This is a genomic window from Paenibacillus maysiensis (genome assembly GCF_000520815.1).
GTDB lineage: Bacteria > Bacillota > Bacilli > Paenibacillales > Paenibacillaceae > Paenibacillus > Paenibacillus maysiensis.
Window position 1 is genome coordinate 15,892 of the sequence record NZ_ASRY01000047.1, and the last position, 22,354, is coordinate 38,245.

General features: G+C 46.9%; 21 protein-coding genes. 3 read left to right on the forward strand and 18 right to left on the reverse strand.

Annotated features, from left to right (window positions below):
* Nucleotides 1–2 precede the first annotated feature (2 nt).
* Both L696_RS0103420 and L696_RS0103425 read right to left on the reverse strand, forming a co-directional pair.
* Entirely contained in the window at nucleotides 3–635 is a 633-nt protein-coding gene (locus tag L696_RS0103420; protein WP_014280426.1) for a YigZ family protein, read from the reverse strand.
* 149 nt (nucleotides 636–784) lie between these two features.
* Nucleotides 785–2,140 carry a glucose-6-phosphate isomerase gene (locus L696_RS0103425; RefSeq protein ID WP_025682402.1) on the reverse strand — a complete coding sequence of 452 codons (1,356 nt, stop codon included), beginning with the start codon at nucleotides 2,138–2,140 and terminating at the stop codon, nucleotides 785–787.
* A gap of 253 nt (nucleotides 2,141–2,393) precedes the next feature.
* Here L696_RS0103425 and L696_RS0103430 point away from each other — a divergent pair, with 253 nt between their 5' ends.
* Nucleotides 2,394–3,293 carry an NAD(P)-dependent oxidoreductase gene (locus L696_RS0103430; RefSeq protein WP_025682403.1) on the forward strand — a complete coding sequence of 300 codons (900 nt, stop codon included), beginning with the start codon at nucleotides 2,394–2,396 and terminating at the stop codon, nucleotides 3,291–3,293.
* A 112-nt stretch (nucleotides 3,294–3,405) separates the two neighbouring features.
* Here the strand turns inward: L696_RS0103430 and ppnP are convergent, their stop codons facing one another.
* From ppnP to L696_RS0103450, 4 genes are all read right to left on the reverse strand, one after another.
* On the reverse strand, nucleotides 3,406–3,720 hold the full coding sequence (gene ppnP, locus L696_RS0103435) for a pyrimidine/purine nucleoside phosphorylase (protein WP_025682404.1): 315 nt from the start codon (nucleotides 3,718–3,720) through the stop codon (nucleotides 3,406–3,408).
* A 169-nt stretch (nucleotides 3,721–3,889) separates the two neighbouring features.
* On the reverse strand, nucleotides 3,890–5,935 hold the full coding sequence (gene tkt, locus L696_RS0103440; RefSeq protein ID WP_025682405.1) for a transketolase: 2,046 nt from the start codon (nucleotides 5,933–5,935) through the stop codon (nucleotides 3,890–3,892).
* A 391-nt stretch (nucleotides 5,936–6,326) separates the two neighbouring features.
* Complete coding sequence (purU, locus tag L696_RS0103445; RefSeq protein WP_025682406.1) at nucleotides 6,327–7,226, reverse strand: formyltetrahydrofolate deformylase; 900 nt, start codon at nucleotides 7,224–7,226, stop codon at nucleotides 6,327–6,329.
* Between the two features lie 22 nt (nucleotides 7,227–7,248).
* Nucleotides 7,249–8,376 carry a deoxyribonuclease IV gene (locus L696_RS0103450; protein ID WP_025682407.1) on the reverse strand — a complete coding sequence of 376 codons (1,128 nt, stop codon included), beginning with the start codon at nucleotides 8,374–8,376 and terminating at the stop codon, nucleotides 7,249–7,251.
* 272 nt (nucleotides 8,377–8,648) lie between these two features.
* On the opposite strand from L696_RS0103450, the gene L696_RS0103455 reads away from it, so the two are divergent.
* Nucleotides 8,649–9,563, forward strand: a complete 915-nt coding sequence (locus L696_RS0103455; protein ID WP_025682408.1) for a TIGR01777 family oxidoreductase — start codon at nucleotides 8,649–8,651, stop codon at nucleotides 9,561–9,563.
* A 136-nt stretch (nucleotides 9,564–9,699) separates the two neighbouring features.
* Here L696_RS0103455 and L696_RS0103460 read toward each other — a convergent pair whose 3' ends face one another.
* The 3 genes from L696_RS0103460 to L696_RS31365 all read right to left on the reverse strand — a co-directional run bounded on the left by L696_RS0103460 (nucleotide 9,700) and on the right by L696_RS31365 (nucleotide 12,232).
* Nucleotides 9,700–10,050 (reverse strand): hypothetical protein, encoded by a 351-nt coding sequence (locus L696_RS0103460; protein WP_025682409.1) that lies wholly within the window; start codon nucleotides 10,048–10,050, stop codon nucleotides 9,700–9,702.
* A 14-nt stretch (nucleotides 10,051–10,064) separates the two neighbouring features.
* Nucleotides 10,065–11,270 (reverse strand): WXG100 family type VII secretion target, encoded by a 1,206-nt coding sequence (locus tag L696_RS0103465; RefSeq protein WP_025682410.1) that lies wholly within the window; start codon nucleotides 11,268–11,270, stop codon nucleotides 10,065–10,067.
* A 311-nt stretch (nucleotides 11,271–11,581) separates the two neighbouring features.
* Nucleotides 11,582–12,232 (reverse strand): hypothetical protein, encoded by a 651-nt coding sequence (locus L696_RS31365; protein WP_025682411.1) that lies wholly within the window; start codon nucleotides 12,230–12,232, stop codon nucleotides 11,582–11,584.
* 275 nt (nucleotides 12,233–12,507) lie between these two features.
* Between L696_RS31365 and L696_RS0103475 the strand changes: the two genes are divergently transcribed.
* On the forward strand, nucleotides 12,508–12,732 hold the full coding sequence (locus tag L696_RS0103475) for a helix-turn-helix domain-containing protein (RefSeq protein WP_014280414.1): 225 nt from the start codon (nucleotides 12,508–12,510) through the stop codon (nucleotides 12,730–12,732).
* Between the two features lie 88 nt (nucleotides 12,733–12,820).
* On the opposite strand, the gene L696_RS0103480 is transcribed toward L696_RS0103475, so the two are convergent.
* From L696_RS0103480 to L696_RS0103520, 9 genes are all read right to left on the reverse strand, one after another.
* Entirely contained in the window at nucleotides 12,821–14,623 is a 1,803-nt protein-coding gene (locus L696_RS0103480) for a DUF6382 domain-containing protein (RefSeq protein WP_025682412.1), read from the reverse strand.
* 65 nt (nucleotides 14,624–14,688) lie between these two features.
* Entirely contained in the window at nucleotides 14,689–15,201 is a 513-nt protein-coding gene (locus tag L696_RS0103485) for an A24 family peptidase (RefSeq protein ID WP_025682413.1), read from the reverse strand.
* A 93-nt stretch (nucleotides 15,202–15,294) separates the two neighbouring features.
* A complete protein-coding gene (locus L696_RS0103490) occupies nucleotides 15,295–16,314 on the reverse strand; it encodes a TadE/TadG family type IV pilus assembly protein (RefSeq protein WP_025682414.1) in 1,020 nt (339 codons plus the stop codon).
* A complete protein-coding gene (locus L696_RS0103495) occupies nucleotides 16,283–18,499 on the reverse strand; it encodes a hypothetical protein (RefSeq protein ID WP_025682415.1) in 2,217 nt (738 codons plus the stop codon). The genes L696_RS0103490 and L696_RS0103495 overlap by 32 nt, the downstream gene beginning before the upstream one ends.
* A 39-nt stretch (nucleotides 18,500–18,538) precedes the next feature.
* Complete coding sequence (locus L696_RS0103500; RefSeq protein WP_025682416.1) at nucleotides 18,539–19,207, reverse strand: TadE family protein; 669 nt, start codon at nucleotides 19,205–19,207, stop codon at nucleotides 18,539–18,541.
* Complete coding sequence (locus L696_RS0103505; RefSeq protein ID WP_025682417.1) at nucleotides 19,207–19,398, reverse strand: Flp1 family type IVb pilin; 192 nt, start codon at nucleotides 19,396–19,398, stop codon at nucleotides 19,207–19,209. Before L696_RS0103505 ends, L696_RS0103500 begins: the two co-directional genes overlap by 1 nt.
* Nucleotides 19,399–19,411: 13 nt before the next feature.
* On the reverse strand, nucleotides 19,412–20,284 hold the full coding sequence (locus tag L696_RS0103510; protein ID WP_049827257.1) for a type II secretion system F family protein: 873 nt from the start codon (nucleotides 20,282–20,284) through the stop codon (nucleotides 19,412–19,414).
* 18 nt (nucleotides 20,285–20,302) lie between these two features.
* A complete protein-coding gene (locus tag L696_RS0103515; protein WP_025682419.1) occupies nucleotides 20,303–21,100 on the reverse strand; it encodes a type II secretion system F family protein in 798 nt (265 codons plus the stop codon).
* Nucleotides 21,097–22,344, reverse strand: coding sequence for a TadA family conjugal transfer-associated ATPase (locus tag L696_RS0103520; RefSeq protein WP_025682420.1), 1,248 nt, complete (start codon nucleotides 22,342–22,344; stop codon nucleotides 21,097–21,099). The genes L696_RS0103515 and L696_RS0103520 overlap by 4 nt, the downstream gene beginning before the upstream one ends.
* Between the last annotated feature and the right edge of the window lie 10 nt (nucleotides 22,345–22,354).

The following is a 22,354-nucleotide window of genomic DNA, read 5'->3' on the forward strand; positions in this document are numbered from 1 at the left end:
ATTTATTCCCCTTCAATAAAGTAAAGCTGCTCTCCCTCCGACACAAGCGATTGCCCCTGTGTCAAGTCTGTTATCCAGTTGCTGAAGGATTCCGCATCACCAGCCAGCGGCAGACAGGTTAAGGTAACTTTATCCGTAAACATGGTTTCTCCAGTACGGATGCTGCGATTTCGCAATTCATTTTCCACTTTGCCCAACCAGGTGTAATCCAATTCCACGAAAATTTCACGATGCAGCACACGTGTAATCGCATCCCCTGCCTCAATGGCTGCAACAGCACCGTCTGAATATGCACGAATCAGACCGCCTGCTCCCAGCAAAATCCCCCCAAAGTAACGGGTAACGACAATTGCCACATTTTTCAGCTTCTGGTTACGGATAACCTCCAAAATGGGCTTGCCCGCCGTACCACTCGGTTCACCGTCATCCGATTGCTTCTGGATTTCGTCTCGTTCCCCGATCATGTAGGCAGAACAATTATGGGTTGCGTTCCAATGCTCTTTTTTAATGCGCTCGATAAAAGCAGCCGCTTCTTCCTCGGTCTGAACAGGCTGGATGTGACCGATAAAACGGGATTTCCGGATCACAATTTCCTTGCTGCCGGAACCGCGTACAGTTCGGTATTGTTCCAACATATCACAAATAACCTTCCTTACTTCATTTTACAAGAAAGCAGTCCCCCGCTTCTGGCAGCCGGTGAACTGCTTTCCTGTACTTTATTTGGTGCTATACACTATAACGCTCCTATCTGAAATCCTGTTTCAGTCAGGAGTTTACAGCTTCCTTATTCGGACAATCTCGCTTCAAGCTCCGCTTTTTGCTCTTCGAAGCCTGGTTTACCCAGCAGAGCAAACATGTTTTTCTTGTAAGCTTCTACGCCCGGTTGATCGAACGGATTCACACCCAACAGGTAGCCGCTGATGCCGCAAGCTTTTTCGAAGAAATAAGCCAGGTACCCGAAGGAGTATGGGCTTAAGTCAGGAATGTTCACGATCAGATTCGGTACTTGTCCGTCTGTGTGAGCCAGCAATGTACCCTGGAATGCTTTTTTATTTACAAAGTCTACCGTTTTGCCTGCCAGGAAGTTCAGTCCATCCAGATCATCCTCATCTGCTTCGATAGTGATGTGGCTAGGTACATTTTCCACTTGGATAACCGTTTCGAAAATGTTACGGCTACCTTCCTGAATGAATTGTCCCATGGAGTGCAGGTCTGTCGAGAAGTCAACGGAAGCAGGGTAGATACCTTTGTAATCCTTACCTTCGCTTTCGCCGAACAATTGTTTCCACCACTCGGAAACGAAATGCAGGGACGGCTCATAGTTCACGAGAATTTCAATAGCTTTACCTTTGCGGTACAACGCGTTACGAACGGCTGCATATTGGTAAGCCTCGTTCTCAGCTACATTCGGATTGCTGTATTCCTTGGAAGCGTCTGCCGCCCCTTGGAGCATTTCCTCAATGTTAATGCCAGCTGTAGCAATCGGCAGCAAGCCTACTGCTGTCAGCACGGAGTAACGGCCACCTACATCATCAGGAATAACGAAGGATTCGTAGCCTTCCTCGTTAGCCAGTTTTTTCAGAGCGCCGCGTTCTTTATCTGTTGTTGCATAAATGCGTTTGCGCGCTTCTTCTTTACCGTATTTTTTCTCCAGAGCCGCACGGAATACGCGGAAAGCGATAGCTGGCTCTGTTGTTGTACCTGATTTGGAAATGACATTCACGGAGAAGTCTTTTCCTTCAATCAGTTCCAACAGATGATTCACATATGTAGAGCTGATGTTGTTGCCTGCAAAATAAACAGCCGGGCCTTTGCGCTTGTCTTTAGGCAGTGCATTATGGAAGGAATGCGACAGCATTTCAATCGCAGCGCGTGCGCCAAGGTAAGAACCGCCGATGCCGATTACGATCAACACTTCGGAATCACTTTGGATTTTAGCAGCAGCTTTTTGGATGCGTGCAAACTCTTCTTTATCATAATTGGTAGGCAAGTCAATCCAACCCAGGAAATCGGAACCTACACCGGTTTGGTTATGAAGCTGCTCATGAGCCAGCTTGATCGGTTCTGCAAAATAATCAATTTCGTGCTGCCCTATAAAGGAGAGCGCTTTGGTGTAATCGAAAATAACTTTTTTAGACATGTTTGGAACCTCCTGTTTTGTATTGCTAAGACCATGAATACGAACATAAGGACTTAGCAATAGGATACTTTAATTTGCAGGGCCTGACAAGCTTGCGTTACCTGTACGTCCGGTGCCTTGCCAGACCCTAGTGTAGATAGGGTGGGATACCCATGCTACAATAAATAGAGATCAACCTATATTTAAGCAGTCAATTCAAGCCGAACTCGCATCTGCATCGGACGGCAACCTCCAACAAGAAAGGTGATTAGCTATGAAAAACATCGGATTTATCGGACTGGGCACCATGGGCGCCCCGATGGCATCCAATCTGCTGAAGCAGGGATATGGAGTCACGGTCTACAATCGCACCGCCTCACGCTGTGAGCCACTTGTAGAGCAAGGCGCTCGTACGGCTTCAACGCCTCGTGAGGCGGCTGAAGGTCAGCAGCTGGTCATTACCATGGTCAGTGATGATCACTCGATCCGTGATATCTACTACGGCGAGGACGGCGTGTTTGCCGGCCTCACGTCTGGTGTAACCGTGATGGACAACAGCACCATTTCACCTGAGCTGGTCAAACAGCTGGCCGCCGAAGCGGACAGGCTGGGCTGTTCCTTCATTGATGCTCCGGTAACGGGCAGTAAGCCTGCTGCTGTGGACGGTACGCTCGTGTTCATGGTCGGCGGTGGCGCGGAGGCCATTGCCGCACAGTCGGACGTTTTTGATACGCTGGGCAAAAAAGTGCTCCACATGGGACCGAATGGCAGCGGGGCTGTAGCCAAGCTCGCACATAACACGATGGTCGGTATTAACAATCTCGCTCTGGCTGAGGGCTTTGCCATCGCCGCCAAATCCGGTATTCCGGCGGAAAGCTTCCTAGAGCTGGTACAGCTAGGATCGGCTGGAAGCAAGGCTGCTGATCTGAAAGGACGCAAAATCATCGAGCATGATTTTAGCAACCAGTTCTCACTTGCCTTGATGCTCAAAGACTTGAAGCTCGCTGCCTCGCTGACGGATAGCCTGTCCATTCCGACGCCTATGCTGTCCATTGCCAAAAGCCTGTTTCAAGCCGGGCAAACGCAAGGCTACGGCGACGAGGACTTGTCCGCTGTCGTGAAGACCTATGAAGCGTGGATCGGCCGCACTATTGGTGGTAAGCCACTCGAATAAGCCGCATCCTTCTCTTTAACCATGTTGCTGTGCTTTTGTACATATCGCATAGCTTATAGGGTAAGCACACTTGACTTAAATCGAGTGGTGCTTGCCCTTTTTTCCACCACTATTATTCTGGGTAAGAACAGCAGTAATCCGTTACGCTTCGTATCTCCAGCTTGAATGAAGACTGCGCAGGCACGTGGAACGTTGCCGTTCCCTGTATTTCCAGCCACTCCTCAGCACCTGGAAGCAACACCTTCAAATCCCCTGCCAAAATCTCCATGATCTCACGGGAATCCGTGCCGAATTCATACGTTCCCGGCAGCATAATCCCCAATGTTACCTTACTGCCATCACCCAAAATGACCGTACGGCTTGTAACCTGACCGTCGTAATATATATTTGCTTTTTTAACTACGCTGACTCCATCAAACTGTGTCATTCGTTATCCCCTCATCTGCTCATCAATGGTTGAATGAAATTTATGCATCATCATAACATAGTTCTAATCCAAGCCTCAGTATAAAAATACACAAGGCCACAAAATTCCTCAATGCATGAAACAAACAGCCGTAAGCCTCAGGTTACGACTGTCTGTTTAATAGGTTGTTTTATTTCAACAAAGCTTTTACACGATTAACAACGTTCTCTACCGTAAAGCCATATTCCTTAATGACGCGGTCGCCAGGTGCGGATGCGCCAAATGTGCTGATACCGAGAATGTCGCCTTGGTCGCCGACATATTTTTCCCAGCCCAGTGGATAAGCCATTTCTACAGCCAAACGAGCTTTTACTTCAGGCAGCAGAACGGAATCTTTGTATGCCTTGTCTTGTTTTTCGAACAGATCCCAGCTTGGGAAGCTGATAACGCGTACTTGGATACCTTGTTCCGCAAGTGCTTCCTGAGCTTTAACAGCCAGTTGTACTTCGGAACCCGTAGCCAGAATTTGAGCAACCGGCTTACCGTCTGTCGCATCTGCAACGACATAAGCACCGCGTTTGATACCTTCGCGTGCATGTTCAGCAGTAGCAGCCAGGATTGGCAGGTTTTGACGAGTCAATACCAGAGCAACCGGGTTTTTCTTGTTTTCCAGCGTGTAAGCCCAAGCAGCGGAAGTTTCATTACCATCCGCCGGACGAATAACCGTCAGATTCGGAATAATACGCAGAGAAGCCAATTGTTCGATCGGCTCATGAGTCGGGCCGTCTTCACCAACAGCAATACTGTCGTGAGTCAGAACGTAAGTTACAGGCAATCCCATCAGAGCTGCCAGACGAACGGCCGGACGCAGGTAATCCGTAAACACGAAGAATGTACCGCCGAATACTTTTACCCCTTGGTGCAATGTCATACCATTCATCGCAGCAGCCATACCGAACTCGCGGATACCGAAATAGATGTTACGGCCGGCATAGTCTTCTGGCGTAAAGTTCGTCAGGTTGTTCAAGTGTGTCATCGTGGAGCTTTCCAGATCGGCAGATCCGCCAGTCAGGAACGGTACGTTTGGAGCCAATCCGTTCAGTGCATTACCAGAAGCCACGCGAGTCGAAACTGCTTTGTCTTCAGTTGTGTACTTCGGAAGGTCACGGTCCCATCCTTCTGGAAGGTCGCCGTTTACGGCTGTTTCGAACTGAGCTGCCAGGTCAGGGTGAGCCGCTTTGTATTTCGCAAACTGCTCATCCCATGCTTTGTTCGCTGCGATGCCGCGCTCTTTTACTTTAGCAAAATGCTCGCGAACCTCTTGCGGTACATGGAAGTCCTCTTCGTATACCCATTTGTAAAATTCTTTAGTCAGCTTGGCTTCGTCTGCACCCAGTGGGGAACCGTGAGTACCGCCATGTCCGCCTTTACCTTGTTTGTTCGGGCTTCCGTAGCCGATGACTGTTTTCACTTCAATCAACGTAGGACGTGTGGAGTCGCCTTGTGCTTCTTCAATTGCTTTTTGGATCGCTGGAAGGTCGTTACCGTCTTCTACGCGCAGCACTTGCCAGTTGTAAGCTTCAAAGCGTTTTGCAACACTCTCGGAAGAAGACAGATCCAGCTTGCCATCCAGTGTAATATCATTGGAATCAAACAATACGATCAGCTTGCCCAGACGCAGACGTCCAGCCAATGAAGCCGCTTCGTGAGACAGGCCTTCCATCAGATCGCCGTCGCCGCAGATTGCATACGTGAAGTGATCCACAACTTTGAATTGATCTTTATTATAGGTTGCGCCCAGTTGAGCTTCAGCCATTGCCATACCTACGGCCATAGCTACACCTTGTCCCAGAGGTCCGGTCGTAGCGTCTACACCAGCAGTGTGCCCAAACTCAGGGTGACCTGGTGTAAGGCTGCCCCATTGACGGAATTGTTTCAGTTCTTCCATAGGCAGATCATAGCCGCTCAGGTGCAGCAGGCTGTACAACAGCATGGAGCCGTGTCCTGCGGACAGTACAAAACGGTCACGGTTAATCCATGTAGGGTGATTCGGGTTATGATTCATCGTTTTAGCAAAAAGTTGGTAGCCCATCGGCGCGGAACCCATCGGCATACCGGGATGTCCCGAGTTTGCTTTCTCGATGGCATCAATTGCCAACGTACGGATTGTCGTAATGGACAAATTGTCGATCGTGGAGTTTTCATCCTTTTGAATCGCTTGATTCTGGTCAGTCATAGTTAGCCTCCTCATATTGTATAAAGTATGTCAATTGCATTCGGTCATACTCTCCAACAGCACCATCCGATATAGAAACGACGCCTATTGAAGTGAGTGAATCTGCTTGAATGTTTCAATATGACTTATACATTCTTAAGTATTGTACCATTTGCCGTGCAGGTTTGCCAGATCGTTTATAAAGATGGTTGTCGAAATGTCGTACCGAGTACCTCATATAAATATACCCGTAAAGTATTAACCTCATTTAAAAAATCATAAAATTGCGAAAAATAATGCATTTTGTCCGATTTTGACACCCGCATTCTGTAGAAAAAAGCAAAAAACCCGTCATTTTGACGGGCTTTGCTTGTAAGAAGTATGAACTCTTATATTTTAAAAAATATAAAAATCAGTTAAAAACGACCGTTTTATTTTCATGAACCAAAATTCGGTCCTCCGCATGCCACTTTACGGCTCTTGCCAAAACGACCCGCTCAATGGTGCGACCGATCCGTTTTAACTCATTGACATCATCACCGTGGCTTACCCGCTGCACGTCCTGTTCGATGATCGGGCCGCCGTCCAGTTCCTCAGTTACATAATGCGCGGTAGCGCCAATAATTTTCACACCGCGATTATAGGCTTGAGCATATGGCTTCCCACCCACGAATGCAGGCAGGAACGAATGATGGATATTAATGATTCGGTTACGGTAATGCTCAATAAACTTGGGTGAAATAATCTGCATGTACCGGGCCAAAATAATGACGTCGATATCTTCACCAATGACCTCCAGTTGACGGCGCTCCGCCTCCGGCTTGGTATCGGCTGTCACCGGAATATGGTGATATGGGATGCCAAACGATTCCACATACTCCTTCATATCCGGATGATTACTAACCACCAATGAAATATCCGCGTCCAGATCTCCTGCCTGCCATTGCCACAGCAGCTCTACCAAACAGTGATCTTCTTTGGAAACGAAAATGGCCAGTTTTTTCTTGCGGCTGACCGCAGAAATCGTCCACTCCATCCGGAATTGTTCTGCAACCGCGGCAAAATCCTGCTCCAGTTGGGGCTGGGTATCACTCAAGTTTGGCAGATCAAATTCAACCCGCATAAAAAACATACCGCCAGACGGGTCCATTGTGTATTGATCAGATTGAACAATATTGGCGCCATGCTCGTACAAAAAGCGAGACACGGCCGCTACAATACCCGGGCCATCAGGACAGGATACGAGCATACGCGCACGGTTTTCATGCGCAGATTGAGTGCTGTTTGGCTGATGTTTTACGTGAAGTTCCATGTGGCTACAAATCCCCCTTGGCTTATACCGTCACTGGCAAATGACTGCTGGCAAACCAGGCAATCAGACGATGATTAATATGTTCTTCGCTCAACTCCGGAAACAGTGCTGCTTCCGTTACCATGTCATACAGACGTTCCAGCGGCTCGCGCGGATCGGCCTTTTTCGCTTTGGCATCATTTTTCAGCAGCGTCCAGGTATCCAGCACAAAGTTACGCACGTCCACACCCTGTTTTTTGAAAAACGAATGCAACTGCTCTACCTGACCCAAAAATTCTTCGCCAAAACGCTCCTTCACATTCCCGCGAAGCAAAGCGATTTCAACCTCATACATCGGACGCTGGGTTTTGGCTTCCTTCCCAATCCATGGCGTTTCCAAAATAAACGGGCGGCCTTGAAGCGCTTCGTGATGCACCACGTTATGAATGGTCTGATAGCCGATCCAGCCCGATCCAATCGGAGTATGACGATCTTTATGAGCGCCAACCGCATTTTTACTGTCATTAACGTGAACCACAGCGATACGGTCCAGCCCGACAATACGATCAAATTGCTCCAGCACGCCGTCCAGATCATTCACAATGTCATAGCCCGCATCGTGAATGTGACAGGTATCCATACAAACGGTAAGACGCTCGTTGTGCTCTACTTTATCTATAATGGAGGCAATTTCTTCGAAGCTGCGGCCCATTTCGGTACCTTTGCCCGCCATCGTTTCCAGCGCAATGTTAACATCCGTCTCCTTCACGCCGTTCAGTACCTCGTTCAAGCCATCAGCAATACGCTGAATGCCGTACTCTGCATCCTTATCGGTAAAAGCGCCCGGATGAAGCACGATGTTTTTCACGCCGATCGCGTGGGTGCGACGAATTTCCTCCTGTAGAAAGCTGACCGCGAGCTCATAGGTATTTTCTTTGTAAGAGCCGAGATTGATAATATACGGGGCATGCACCACGATATCCTCCATCCCTTTTTCAGCCATCAACTGCTTGCCTTCCTCCAGATACATGGATTCCATCGGCTTACGGCGCGTATTTTGCGGTGCCCCCGTGTATATCATGAACGAGCTGGACCCGTAAGAAGACGCTTCTTTCGTAGCGCTGAGCAGACCCTTGTCCGAGAAGGACACATGAGAACCAATTTTCAGCATGATTCGGTTTCATCTCCTTATCCTTGTTATCCTGTTATGCTTGCTTATTTTGATTTAATCATTTTAACGTGATTATTGAAATCAAACAACATGGCTTTTATGGTAGTGCACACACAAAACAGGATTACACGTAAAGGGAAACGAGGTAAATGAAAGCATGGATTGACATCCTTTAGCGTATACAGGTACATTCGAATGAGGTTTTTTTCTCAAAAAGGGTTATATTCTATAACATATATATTTTTTGCGAATCGGAAGGAGAGTCAAACTCCATGAACATCGTCATATGCGGAGGTACTGGATTAGTAGGGTGTGCGCTGACCAAAAGCTTGCTCAACGACGGGCACACGGTGAAGGTAATCACCCGTAAACCTATGGTAGGTCACGAAGCGAGCCCACGCTTGCAATATATGAGCTGGAACGAACTGAAGCAAAAGCCGGAATCATTAGAGGGCACAGACGCGGCCATTAATTTGACAGGAGAGACACTGAATCAGCGCTGGACGGACAAGTCCAAGCAAAGAATTCTCCAATCACGCCTGCTGTCTGTTGCCAAATTAGCCCAAACACTAAATGCTCTGCAAAAAAAGCCCGAAGTCATCATTCAGGCTTCGGCTGTCGCCGCCTATGGCACATCGCTTACTGAAACGTTCGATGAAACCAGCCCGCGCCGTTCGGAAGACTTTCTGTCTCAAGTGGTCGAGCAGTGGGAAGAAGCCGCCAACGCCTACCCTTCCGATGCCCGGTTAATCAAGCTGCGCATTAGTCTCGTGCTGGACAGCAAACGCGGGGCTTTCCCACTCATGAAGCTGCCTTACAACTTCGGATTCGGCGGCAAAATAGGCAGCGGTAACCAATGGATGAGCTGGATACATATTGAGGATATCGTCCGCCTGATCACCCACTGCATCCATACGCCGGATATCACCGGGGCTGTAAACGCATCATCACCATACCCGTTGACGAATGACCAGTTCGGGAAAACCGTGGCTGAGGTATACCACCGCCCACACTGGTTTCCCGTTCCCGGCGTTCTCGTACAAAAGCTAGTCGGTGAGATGAGTACCCTCGTATTGGATGGTCAAAAAGTAATCCCGCGCAAAGCGCTGGAGCACGGATTTCAATTTAACTATCCTTCACTGAAGGAAGCTCTGGAGGAACTACATTCTCCTCATAAGCAGCATTGAATTTAAAAAGAGGAACTCTGGACCGATAAGATCTTTATCAGCTTAGGGTTCCTCTTTTATTAGGTATGAAATATTTTCACACAAGATGATTTTAGTTACATATTGGAGAGCTATGACAGATTGCTTGCAATGCCTATTAACCTATGCCTCCAGCTATTCTTTCAACTATTTCTTTATCAAAATCATCAAGCTCAGTCATCAGCATTTCATATTGTTTTATAGATTCCGAAGTGTTTAATACTCGAAGCACAGCAATACTATAGTGTCCAAGAGTATCAATACCAAAAAGCTTGTTTATCTTGGGATCTCTGAACTGGCTAATATGTTTCAATTTTTCGATTATTTCCTCACTACACAGCTTCTTTTTAGCGATCTGACTCATTGCATTCAGCTGAACCTGATTATGCTGGATATCCAAACATTCCACCAATTGATCGTCACTTATTTTTCCCTCTCGTATTTCTTTAGATAAAGTAAGTAGCTTCATTTTATGATCTCCATTCAATCTAGTTTAACTGGCCCATAATTCTCCAAAAGATACTGCCGTTCATCCCTGTAATTGTTCCAGAGGTGCTCTGCAAGTTCCTTATTTCCAATCCTCTCTGCTTCTTTTATCTCCACCATATAAGCTCTAAGCTCCATGATAATCCTACTTTTGAATTCATATGTTACCTCCAAACTAGGAAATCCTTTAGCCTTATCATCAAGGAAATGTTGATACTCATGTCGCAATGCACTAATTGAAGCATCCTCATATATATTCAGTTGTCCGGGCTTGCCGGATCCTTTGGGGGCATATGCCATAATATCTCTATCCAGAATCCTAACTTCAACTCCGGCTTCTTGTGTATTTTTAATAATGTTATTCCACTCTTCTGGATGAGAAAGTCGGCCGGGGCCATATATATCCCTGAACGGGTCAGCATCATTCTTACCTAACATAGTATCAGATAATCGATTCGAAGTCCCTTCAACTTGAATAGTAGCTCCAGATTTCACCTCGTATTTTATTGACGATCCCAATCCAATCTTGGGCTTGATTACTGAACTAACTCCTCCAAATAATCCAGCTGTACCGATCATATTAGTCCAGTGTTCCTTTGACCATGCATTGGTGGGATTAAAGGCCCCCTGGATCATACCCGTTACTCCAAATGTACCGAAATTGAGCATGTCATTCCATGAATCGTTTTGTTTAGCTGCTCGTTCCATATATCCTTGATACATTCCTTTTGGAATACCATATGACATATAATCTAGGAAGCTCCATACCGAATCGAATTTCTTCTCATAGCGCACCGAATTGGCGGCTACAAAATCCTCACCCAGCTCGGTCAAGCTATCTGCCGATTTCTGGAACGCGTTTCGTGTATCTGGAGCAGGAACGGCACATGAATTAGGTGGAGGCGGTAAGCAACTTGCATCTATTTTCCCTGCTTCCATCAGATCCGCTAATCTGAATTTATCCGCATGGTGACGTAACTCCCTCGCAATGGAATCCGTCAGGGTAACAAAGTCATTCATATTCTTTTGAACGCTATGAAAATCATAGTAAAAGCGTTGCTTCGTTGTACCATCCCATGATTGTTCCATAAAAGAAATGCGCTGTGTCAATTGATTATTCATCTGATTCGCCGTTTTCTGTGCAAGCTCAAATTGCTTGGAGACAGACATCAGTTGTTCCGGTGTCACTTTAATGGTTGTCATAATTTACCTCGGTTCAGGTTCGTTATGACATGATAGCATTATTCAAATTCATGGAAAACCGTCTCAATTCCTAATTGTTATAAGAAAAATACATCTTTTTGCCTGTATCAAAAGACTCAGTCCCGAGTATCAGCAAATCGTCATTCACACGTTCTTTTCACAAGAAGAATGAGTAATCGAAGACTAATCCATTTACCGTCGCAAGTATTGAGAAAAAGTTTACCGTCAATGAGTCTTCCGGTTTTGTACATAGATAAGCTCCTTTACGGAATAGAGGGATTGTTGATATCTTCTATTCGTTTATGTACTTCTCAAAGGAAAGACAGACTTGTTTCATCCTCAGCACGTTCTATCGCCTGAATCAAAGTCATCAAAGGTTTTTCAAGTTTATATTGAATGGCTTTTTCACACGTACCACCAGCAGTTTCCCACTCCCAAAACGCAATAATGTCCACGGGTTCAAGGAAATATAAAGTTAAGGCATTCACTGGATTTACAGTGTACAGTTTCATAAATTCCTCGTCTGAAAGTTGATTATACGTAAGATATTGCTCTTGCATCGCGCGTAAAAGAAGAAGTGTACTTTCTTCGTTCACATTAACCATTCGATTAACAAAGTCATTTCGTCTTTCAACTGTATTCAGTATAATTTGTATAGCATTTCGAGTACGGGAAGCATCAGAAGTAATACTAAGCATATTAATTAGATCATTAGTAGTGAGATCAGAATTATATGGGGCTTGCTCAATAATATATGTCCATTTATCGTCACATCCATTTTGAAATACTCGAATAGCGTCTGAAACGTTATAGCCAATCGTTTGCCATTTTCGATTAAGCACGTCCATAATGTGGTAATAATACAACTCTGTTTCTTCACTACTTATTTCTTGTCCCCAAACTTGTCGAATGCGAATAATGTTTTTAATTTCTTGTTTGTTGAATTTATATCTTGTAATCATAAGTATCATCTCCAGTTCTATTCTGGTAAAATGGGCATAGCAAAGCTAGGGTGCTGTACATCATTTTTTTAGGATGATATGATATAGCTTAGCTTTGTTTCACCAGTTTCTCTTTAAAACACTTTTTTTCACTTTGTCGCATATATTTACGACTTATTATAAATGATGTCACCAACCTTTTTATTATTCAACTGTTTTCGCGTAATTATTTCCGACTTGTTGGAATTATATCATATTTTTTTATGTTACCTGGTACTAAATAAGGAGAATGATAAATGATTAGTTTTGAACCATTACAAATAACTTTAATTAAAAAGAAAATCTCTAAAATGGAGTTTATAAAACTAATGAATATTTCCCCGTCAACTGCCGCTAAAATGTGGCGTAACGAGTACATAGCTATGAAAATTATCGACGATATATGTAACAAGCTAGAATGTAATTTGACAGATGTCATTGAACATACTCCAGATGATAAATTGAATCAAAATACTCAATAGCTCCCCCCAACTTAAACGTCAAAAAGAAGCCCAATACATTAAACGGGCTTCTTTTTTTCTATACACACATAAATAAACTACCCTTCACTCAAGAGGCATTGGAAGAAGATTTAAAAGATTCCAGCCGATAAGTATAGGATACTCCGGCTATTTTAAAAGTGTCTCCGTCCTTCATTGCATACTCCTTGTATGGCACCATTGGCTCTCCGTTCAGAACGGTTCCGTTCGTCGAGGACAAATCCTTGACAATGTGACCTTGCCCTTCTGCATCAATACAAAGCTCAATATGAGAACGGGACGCTCCCTCCGTATGCTCCACAAACTGTACCAATTGTGGCTCTCTTCCGATGAAGAAGCTGCCTGCAACAAATTGATCCGGCTGCAATCGAATGTGCTCGGCCGCTCCACTTCCCGGTGGCTTGCGCTCCAGACAGGCAATCGGTGATTGCTGAACGTGTGGAATATGTACCCCTTGATCTGCACGAAGCAGCACAGTTTCTTGCCTTGATGTAGCATTTAGCAGCTCCGTCACACCAGACAGCGACTTATAATATGCCTCGCTGGTATCACTCGCTTCCAAATCATTTCTCCGATCCGCACCTATCCCCTGTGGCTTGTGCAAGTCGTGAAGTGCAGAAGCTTTACCTCTTTCTCCCGCATTCTGGCTACCCATATTTTCGGACTCCGGGTCAGGAAAAGACCATCGCCAGCTTTCCTGTCCTTGATCACCTGAATTGGAAGAGTGCTTATCCCTATTCTGACTCCCTGCTACGAATCCGGTCAGCTTATCGACTTGATAACGGTCATTTTTCCGCTGTGCAGGAGAAGCGCCAAGCCATTCCGAATCTAGCACAGGGACTGAATCGGCATAGATAGGAGACGAAGCGCCCTTGCGTCCCCATTTCCCCGTCCAGCTCATATAAGCAACGGCTGCGAGTACCAAGGTCAGCACAACGGAAATAACGAGCTGCACCGTATCTGGATGGTCCAGATAAATATAGCGCCACACGATAGCCGAAGCGAGAAGACAGCCTAAAGCAATGTACGTTTTATACTTCTGCAACGCAGGCTCCGTTTCTTCTATTTCTACATCTGCCTCATCATTCTCCTGGGGCTTTACGGACGGCTTGAGCCGATTGATCCGTTTAAGGTCCTGAATCTCCTGAAGCGTCTCCTGATCCTCATGCATTTTTTTCTGAGATCTCTGGCTCCTTGAGGCGAAAAATTTAGATTCTTCTCCTTGAACTCCCATTCGAACACGGGTATCTCTGCTGCTTCCTTCTCCATCTTCACTTTGAGGGCTAAAGCTGTCTGCGCCGACCGTCATCCCTTGCAACAGTAGCTCCCTCAACGCTCTCGGATCAAATTCATTCTTGTCGCACAGTTCAAATATGCGCTGCATATGGTCCCCTTGAAAATGAACCACATGTGTCATCAAGCGAATAACCAATTGCTTAAATTGGCTCCCAGCCTGTCCTTCATACAGTACACCCTGCAAAGGAACATAGGTTAAACTGACGTTTTCCCTTGAGCCTGAACCGCTCATAAAAATATAATCCTCATGCAAAATAAATTGGCGCATATCCAACATATACTGCGGACTACGATGGAGGGCATCCGCCACTTCAAAAAGAATCCGGTAGAAATCGGAGGTCGACACTCCTCCTCCCTTCCATATCTGAGACAGCATACGTTGACCCGAAATATCGTAGTGCAGCTCCACCTGAAAATCGACGTCCTTGATTCTCAGCTCCAGAAGACCGGGAATCCGATTGCCAGTCATCATTCCGGTTTGCACGGAATTTAAATCATCGGTCTTAAGCCCGCCTTCCTTGTTCAAAATCATAAATGTCCCGCCGTTGCGGGCAAAATCCCTGCTTAAACCAAACAATTCATGACCTCCTTAGCATTTTCCCGATCCCCGTGAGTACCATCATATCTACCCAACTGCGTAAGTTATGGCAAAAAATAAAGATAAGCACTGATCGCTCCCGGAATGACGGCGGTCATAAAAGGAAATCTGAGGTGTGCTTCCCTCCCGTTTGTCAGCGCCTTGCCGCTGCGAAACAGAAAGAATCCTCCTAGATTAAAAGCCACACGCCGCAATCTCATGATGGTTTCCCGTCTCCACAGCAGGATCACCAAACCAATAATACCCGCGAAAAAAATCGAATAGAGAGCCGATTGCCATGCAAAAGCGGCCCCCGTCCATGCTCCGATCAAGCCAAACAGCTTCACATCGCCAGCACCTACAGCTCCCATCCAGTACAGAATCAACATGAAGCCAAATCCCGTACCCACTCCAGCCGCTGCAAATAAAAATCCATGCCAGCCCCCAAACACCGTATTAAACAGCAAGCCCACCGCCATGCCGGGCATCGTAAGCTTGTTAGGAATTTTCATACTACGTAAATCCGTGACCAGCGCAATCGCCAGCAAAACACCACATACGATATACATCCACGTCAATGCAATTCCCCCCTTAATGATAAGCACGAAGCGTTTCAAACCTTTTCCATCGTTATTTTCTCTATCTATTCGCATCGTTCCCATATATCCGTGCTATGGCGAACCATCCGTGTTCCTCTCCCCGTCGGTCGTCTTCTCTACCGAAAATGGAACCTCGATACGTTGTCCATCGTCCGTTTCGATCACAAAGCTCCATTGACCAGGTGTCGTGTTTGTACCTACAAACCAGTTCCATTCAATAATCCCGTCCGCATCGGCAGAGGTCCAGCCCAAGTGTTGAGCCGTGCTTTGGCCCGACTTATAAAGTACAGAAAGATTAGCTGACGTTCCGGGTTCCACTTTGGCCTTGATCAAGTTATATACACCCTTCACGGCAGGCTCAGGCTTGGCAAGCAACTGTATGGAACCCCTGGCATCCTTAACCGCTGTAGCATCTCCTGTACCTGCTCCCTCTCCCGTATCACCGATCCAAAGACGTTCCTCTGCCGCCGCCTGAAGCACAATGCTACGATACAGAAAGGGAACCTTCATCGGCAGCTCATAAGACAACTCCACCCTAAAATAAGGGTCCTTATTTCCCGTAAGAGACGGCACATGCACGTTCGTTACATGTATACGGTCATACTCCAGAATGCTGTCCTCTATAAAAGGCTTTAACAGCGGCTTTAGAACAGGATCAAGCGCGGCTTCTGTCAAGCGCCCACGTAGCTCCTCCATGGGCTTTTTTCCCCCCTGCACAGCGCTTTCCACCCAATCACCGATGGGAGGTGGCAGCTGGGCAGCGAATTGGCTTGCATATTCACTCACAGATAACTTGGGCAGCTCATCCAGCGGCTGGCGGACTGCATCTATTTTCGCAGACGCCGCATCCACCGCCAGAGATACCGGATAGATTTTAGCCGAAACCTGTTTAACCGCTTCTGAAGCGGTGGTCTGCAAGGCAGTAGATACCAGCGTCATCTGTACCATATAAATTAGAAAAATAATAAAAAATAGAAACAACGGCAACACTAGCGACGCCTCTAAAACGATACTCCCTTGTTCACGGCGACTCCGTCCACCAATCCGCTGTAAATACCGATTAATAAGAAAAATGCGCTGTTTTCGTAACATAGTACACACTTCCCTTAATGCTTTCGCCTTCCTCTGAGGCAGTGCCCAGCATCTTCATCACCCCAGGTAAAAACCACAGCCGCATCCCATTCTTAACCTCGCCCCTTGCATACGTTTGCCGTTCAGCAGGATTGACATCTGTATTCAGACGGATCAGGGCCAGCATACGGGACATTTTCCGTTCATTATTGCTATGGAGCATGAGGAACAATCTCAAATGATCCTTATACGTCATTCGAAATTTCAGAAAATCAGACAAAGGCACATACCCCTTCTGGGCCAGCATAATCATATCTTCAATCGCCTTCTCTACCCCATATAAAAGAGCTGCCGCCAAAACGACCAACGGATTGCCCTTGGAGCTATTTTTGACCAAACCCTCCATCGTGCGAATGGCCAGCCTCATAGCAAAAATCTCGCCATAAGCGGAGGCCAGGTTTCCAGTCGGATTATGGAAACCGTACAGAATGTACTCGACCTCCTGATTATTCAGCTCCAGTTGATCTCCCAAAATTTGCGCTGTATTTCCCACCCTCCCACCTGATCCGGCTAAACTGCCAAATCGGCTAAAATCCACGTGGTTAAAGTAAGAAAGCGCATATTCATTCTGGAAAAATTCATCCCCCAGTTGCGTCAGCAAGCCGGATGCCGCCCCGTATAGACCATCCATACTGTCCATGGAAGCTCCTGCCGCATCATAGGTATCATAGGACAAATCAGCGGATACAGACGGGCTGGATGCAGACTGGTTAAAAGAGATACTTTCATTGTAATACTGCTCCAGCTTTTGAAATGGTCCGGCACTTTGTGTACCTTTGGAAAGCATTTCAATGATCTGATAGGCTTGCTTGAGCTTGCTCTTCGCCTCTTTTTCCATTTTCTTGCGTTCTTTATCAGGTCCACGTCGCGTGTCCATTGCTCTGGCTTCACCATCGAGTACATTAGAAGGTCCTGACCAGGCATATGCATTCAAATATTGATCCATTTCCTTGAGCGTTGAGATCACTTCTTGTCTGAACATATCTGTATTGAGATTCGGATCTGTATAAAAGGATAATGTGCGGATCATACTCGTTAATCTGTTGTTAACCGTACGAATAGCTATTCGTTGCTTTTCTATATTCGCTTCCATCTGATCAAATTCCTTATCTGGAATCAATAAATCGTCAGCCTTCTGCCTTGCGCTTCCTACAGACGGATCAGCACTGGAGCTCCCTCCACTCGGAGTAGGGGCTGCGGAAACCTCATCATACCCTGCATTGGCAGCCCTCTGTTTATATTGAGCAATGACTAGACGCATCTCTTCGTTAATTTGCCTGGCTTCATTCAGCGGCTCCTTAGCCTCTACAAGCAGCTCATCATGCTCTTTTCCTACCTTGGTCATGGCTTGACCCAGACGATCAAGTGCCGATCTCGCCCTGCTCGCATATTTCTCGATCTGCATGATTTTAACGTCGTCTACACTCTTTTTATTATCCTCATACACATGCACGTAATGCTTATATTGGGCAGCAATATCGGCTACAACCTCAAGGGAATCCCAAATATACTGATTAGGAATATACGCGCCCCTCTGTTTAATGATCCGTTTGCGAACCTCTTCCATATAAGCTCCTGCCTCACGCTGCTTTTCCAGCATGTCATCCAGCTTGGACTCACGTTTGTCATACAGCTTTTGCAGCCGTTTCAGCAAATCAACCGTATGCGAGGCCTCTTTCATGTTCTGAGAGAGCGGCTTCAGCTTTTCCAGCACTTCCACTGTAAAATCGACAGGCGCTTTATACTTCATTTCTTCACGAATCTGCTCGTTAAATATGGCATATTTACCAAGCTCTCTTTCCATGTGCAAAGAGCTTGAATCCAGCTTCGTATTCATAAGCGGCAGTGTGTTTGCATGCGGTGTACGCTTGGCGCTGTCGTTCAGCACTTTGACCATAATTTGCTCTCCACTGCTCTCACCATAGGCAAACAGACCGTAATCCTGTTGCAATGCCGGATCATAGGCAGACATAACTGAACGAACTGCCGCATGGGTCAACCGTTCGGTTTGCACATGCAGCGCGGCAATTCGTGCATAATCAATAAAAACAGCAATAAAGCCAAACATGACCGCTAAAATCAGAATCAAAAAGACCGTGACGGCTCCTAGCTCGCTATCCTTAGCATTACGTCCTTTTCCAAACACTTGCTTCCTCCCTTCCAGTCCATTCGTGTTCTCCGCTTCTTACGGACCGTTCTGTCCATATTGCGTTAATACTTGTCCTGCAACTGCCGGATTTATCTTTTCACCTGAGCCTCTGCCCATAAATTTTGCTCCGTAATATCGAACCAGCTCTACCGTGCGAATCCATTCCACAGGCTCTACCACACCCGAGCTCATCGTCCCCTGCAAATCTGTCTGATCCAGAAACTGATTCAGCAAAGGTACCTTCACCATTTTATTCAGCTCTGTCGTCACCTTGCGGCTGGTCAGGCTGTTCTCATATGCCATCTGTCCCTGCATACCGGCGGGCATACCTCTTTCGGCATTGGACAGCTTCTGAGCAGGCAAATCGCCTCCCCCACCGCCACCGGGCACCTGCACACTTACCTGATTATTGGCTCCAGCCCACCCAAACAAAGCACCCAGCATAACATCATCCTTCAAGCGCCAATAGAGCGAATCCCGTTGTCCTTGGGCAAAAGCGCCTGTACGCGGTTCCTTTAAGCTGTTGTCCCAGCTATAAGCGGCTCGTTCCGAAGCCGTAGAAGCGACCTGCACCAAGATGGATTTTTGATATATGTACAGGCAAAAAAATAACATCACAAAAATGACCAGCAACAGTATGGGAAAGACGAGGGAAGCTTCCAATGAGAAGCTCCCGTCCTCTTTGTGTGCCAAATTGCGCAGCATTATGAATCCATGAAGTCGTTACTCTTTTTATCCGCTTTTTTCAACAGACCTTCTACAATCTTCTTGATCTGATCCTTGAAAATAATCGCCACCGCAATCAGAATCGCGATAATCAGAATCATTTCTAACGTACCCAAACCGTCCTCATCCTTGTACAATTTACGAATACTGCCTGCTACTAATGTCATCATCGTAGTATTCCTCCTACATATTCATCATCATTAAAGCGGGAGCACCCACCAGCACAATAACCGTTAGCAAAATCAACGCCATCGGAAATACCAGCTTAGATGAAGCCTGCTCCCCTCTTGTGCGGCTAATTGAGGTCCGCTTGTTCCATAGTGTCTGGGACAACTCACGTAAAGCCATCACAAAATCGCTCCCGCCGCGTCTCATATTCAGCAACACCGTTGTCGTAAATACCGTCATTTCTTGAATGCCGCAGCGCTTGCTCAAATGCTCAAATGCCTGTTGAAAGGAATAGCCGCTTTCCCATTCCCCCACCGTCTGACGCAGCTCCCGGTACAACGGATGTACCGTATCCGCCCCTTTGCGCTCCACGCAATGAAGCAATGCCCGTTGTACCGTCTCGCCTGCGCCGACCAAAAGCATGATTTTACTCAGTAATTCAGGCAATTCCATTAAAATTTGCTGATCCCGCTTCTGTACCTTTCCGTGCAGATCCTTGACCAGCGCGATGGGCACCAGAATACCCAGCCCCAATCCGAGCACCAGCCCGGTCGCATCCCCGCCCATCATGAGCGATATTAAAGCTCCACCAGCGGCCATCATGTATCCGTAACCCACCATTTCGGCCAGAAAAAGCATCGTTTTTTCCCCGCTGTTGCGCATACCGTACAGCTTTTGTACCGAGCGCTGGAGCTTGAACATCAGCAAAGGCAGTCTTTGGGCGGCACGTGAAGCATGGATCATGTGTACGAAAGGAACCGAGAGCCTTTGCAGCCGCAGTCCCTCCAGCTTCATATGACGAAAGCTCGCATACTTAGCAGCGTACATCCGGTTCAGCACCCCCCAACCTCCCACTTGCAGAACCAGCATGACCAGACAAACCAACATCATCACGCCTATCTCTCCTTACACCTCAATTTTCATAATGTGGTTGATCCATACGAGACAGCCACCAAGCACCAATAGGCAAAAGGTAGACAAAATCATACCTGTCCCGCTGTATAACGGCATCATGTAATCTCCCGCAGTCATTGTCATAAACAGTACAAACAGAAAAGGCGCCGCAAACATAACCCTTGATTCAAAACGTTTCTGCGCGATCATCACACCGATCTCTTGCTGAATTTCCAGCTTCTCCCCTATAACACTTGAAGCCCGTCGCACGACCTCCACCAGATCACCCCCGGTTCGTTTGCAAGCTGCAAACACGTCCGCAAAATTCGTAATGTCCTCCATCTGCGCTCGACGAGCAAAATCCTGCAAAGCCGTCTCCACGGGTTGTCCAATTTCCAGACAGGCTGTAATAATGTTAAATTCAAAAATCAGATCATGATCTCCATCCGGGCTAAGCAGCCTTAAATCCTCCACGGCCTCACGAAAGCCGTTTTCCACCGACCTCCCCGCCGAAAGGGAAGACGAGAGCGAATATAAAGCCTGCTTGAATTGAATGCTTAGAGCCGACCTGCGCCGTTGCAGCAAAAACTGCCGAAAATAACGAGGCGTCACCAAAGCTCCGGCAGCGCACAGCAACGACAATATCCATTGATGATAAAAAAGATAGCCGATCATCGCGAATAGCACGCCACTAAAGAGGATACACAGGCTTTTTTGCACAGATGACAATGTATATACCGTATAGTCTGGCAGGGAAGTAGTCTGATGGGATGCTTGCTCCGGCTTCACAGCCGCTTTTCCTGGCTTCATACCGATGCTTTCCCCCTGCTCCAGCTTTCCGGCTTCATACCGGCCATTTGCAGCTTCAACGTATGTTGCAAACCTTCACCACAACGCTCCAGCCCTCCGACGATTCGTCCTTTACTTTCGCCCCGTTCCTGAAAACGATAGAGCGGATTGAGCATCACTTCACCATTTTCAAAGCCAGTTACCTCGCTAATTTCCAGCACCCGTCTGGACTTGTCGCGCAACCGTGACAGATGAACGAATATATCAATGGCCGAGCTGATCTGCTGCCGGACTACTCCAAGCGGAAGCTCTGCCCCTCCGAGCACCATCGTTTCCAGCCGGCTGACCATATCACGGATATTATTTGCGTGGCCAGTTGACAAACTTCCATCGTGGCCAGTATTCATTGCTTGCAGCATATCCAAGGCCTCACTCCCCCTGACCTCACCCACCACAATGCGATTGGGACGCATACGCAGGGAGGAACGAATCAGATCACGAATCGTGATTTCCCCCTTCCCCTCGGTGTTGGCATTCCGTGTTTCCATGGAAACCAGATTAGGGACAGTTACAATTTGCAGCTCTGCCGAGTCCTCAATCGTAATAATCCGTTCCGATGGCGGAATAAATTGGGATAATGCATTCAGAAAGGTCGTTTTACCAGACCCCGTACCGCCGCTTATAAAAATATTGTACTTGCTGCGTACCAAGTCCTTGAGCATATTGGCTACTTCTGCATCCAGCGCATCCATTCGTATCAAGTCATCCATCGTCATTGGACGCTCGGGAAACTTCCGTATCGTCATCGTCGGCCCTTTGAGAGCGACTGGCGGTAGCACAATATTTACGCGTGATCCATCCTTTAATCGGGCGTCGACAATCGGCGAAGACTCATTCACAATCCGGTTCACCCCGGCTACAATCGTCTGGATCAAATCCTCCAGTCGCTCACGGGATTCAAATTGATCGGGTGCCTGGATCACCTCACCTGCCCGCTCCACAAAAATTTCCCGATGACTGTTAATCATAACTTCCGTAACCGTGGGATCATCGATCAACGGCTGGAGCACATCCAGCCCACGGAAGGAATTAAAAATTTTACGGACCAGCGCATGCTTTTCTCTGGAGGTCAAACCTGCCAGCTCTGTGTCATGCAAAATTCGATTTTCAATATGCCGCACTAACTCTGCATCCCCTACCGAGGACGTGACGTCCAGTCCTCCCCGGATATCCGCTCGTAGTGCACGAAACCGTTCTTCATTCATGTTCATCGTC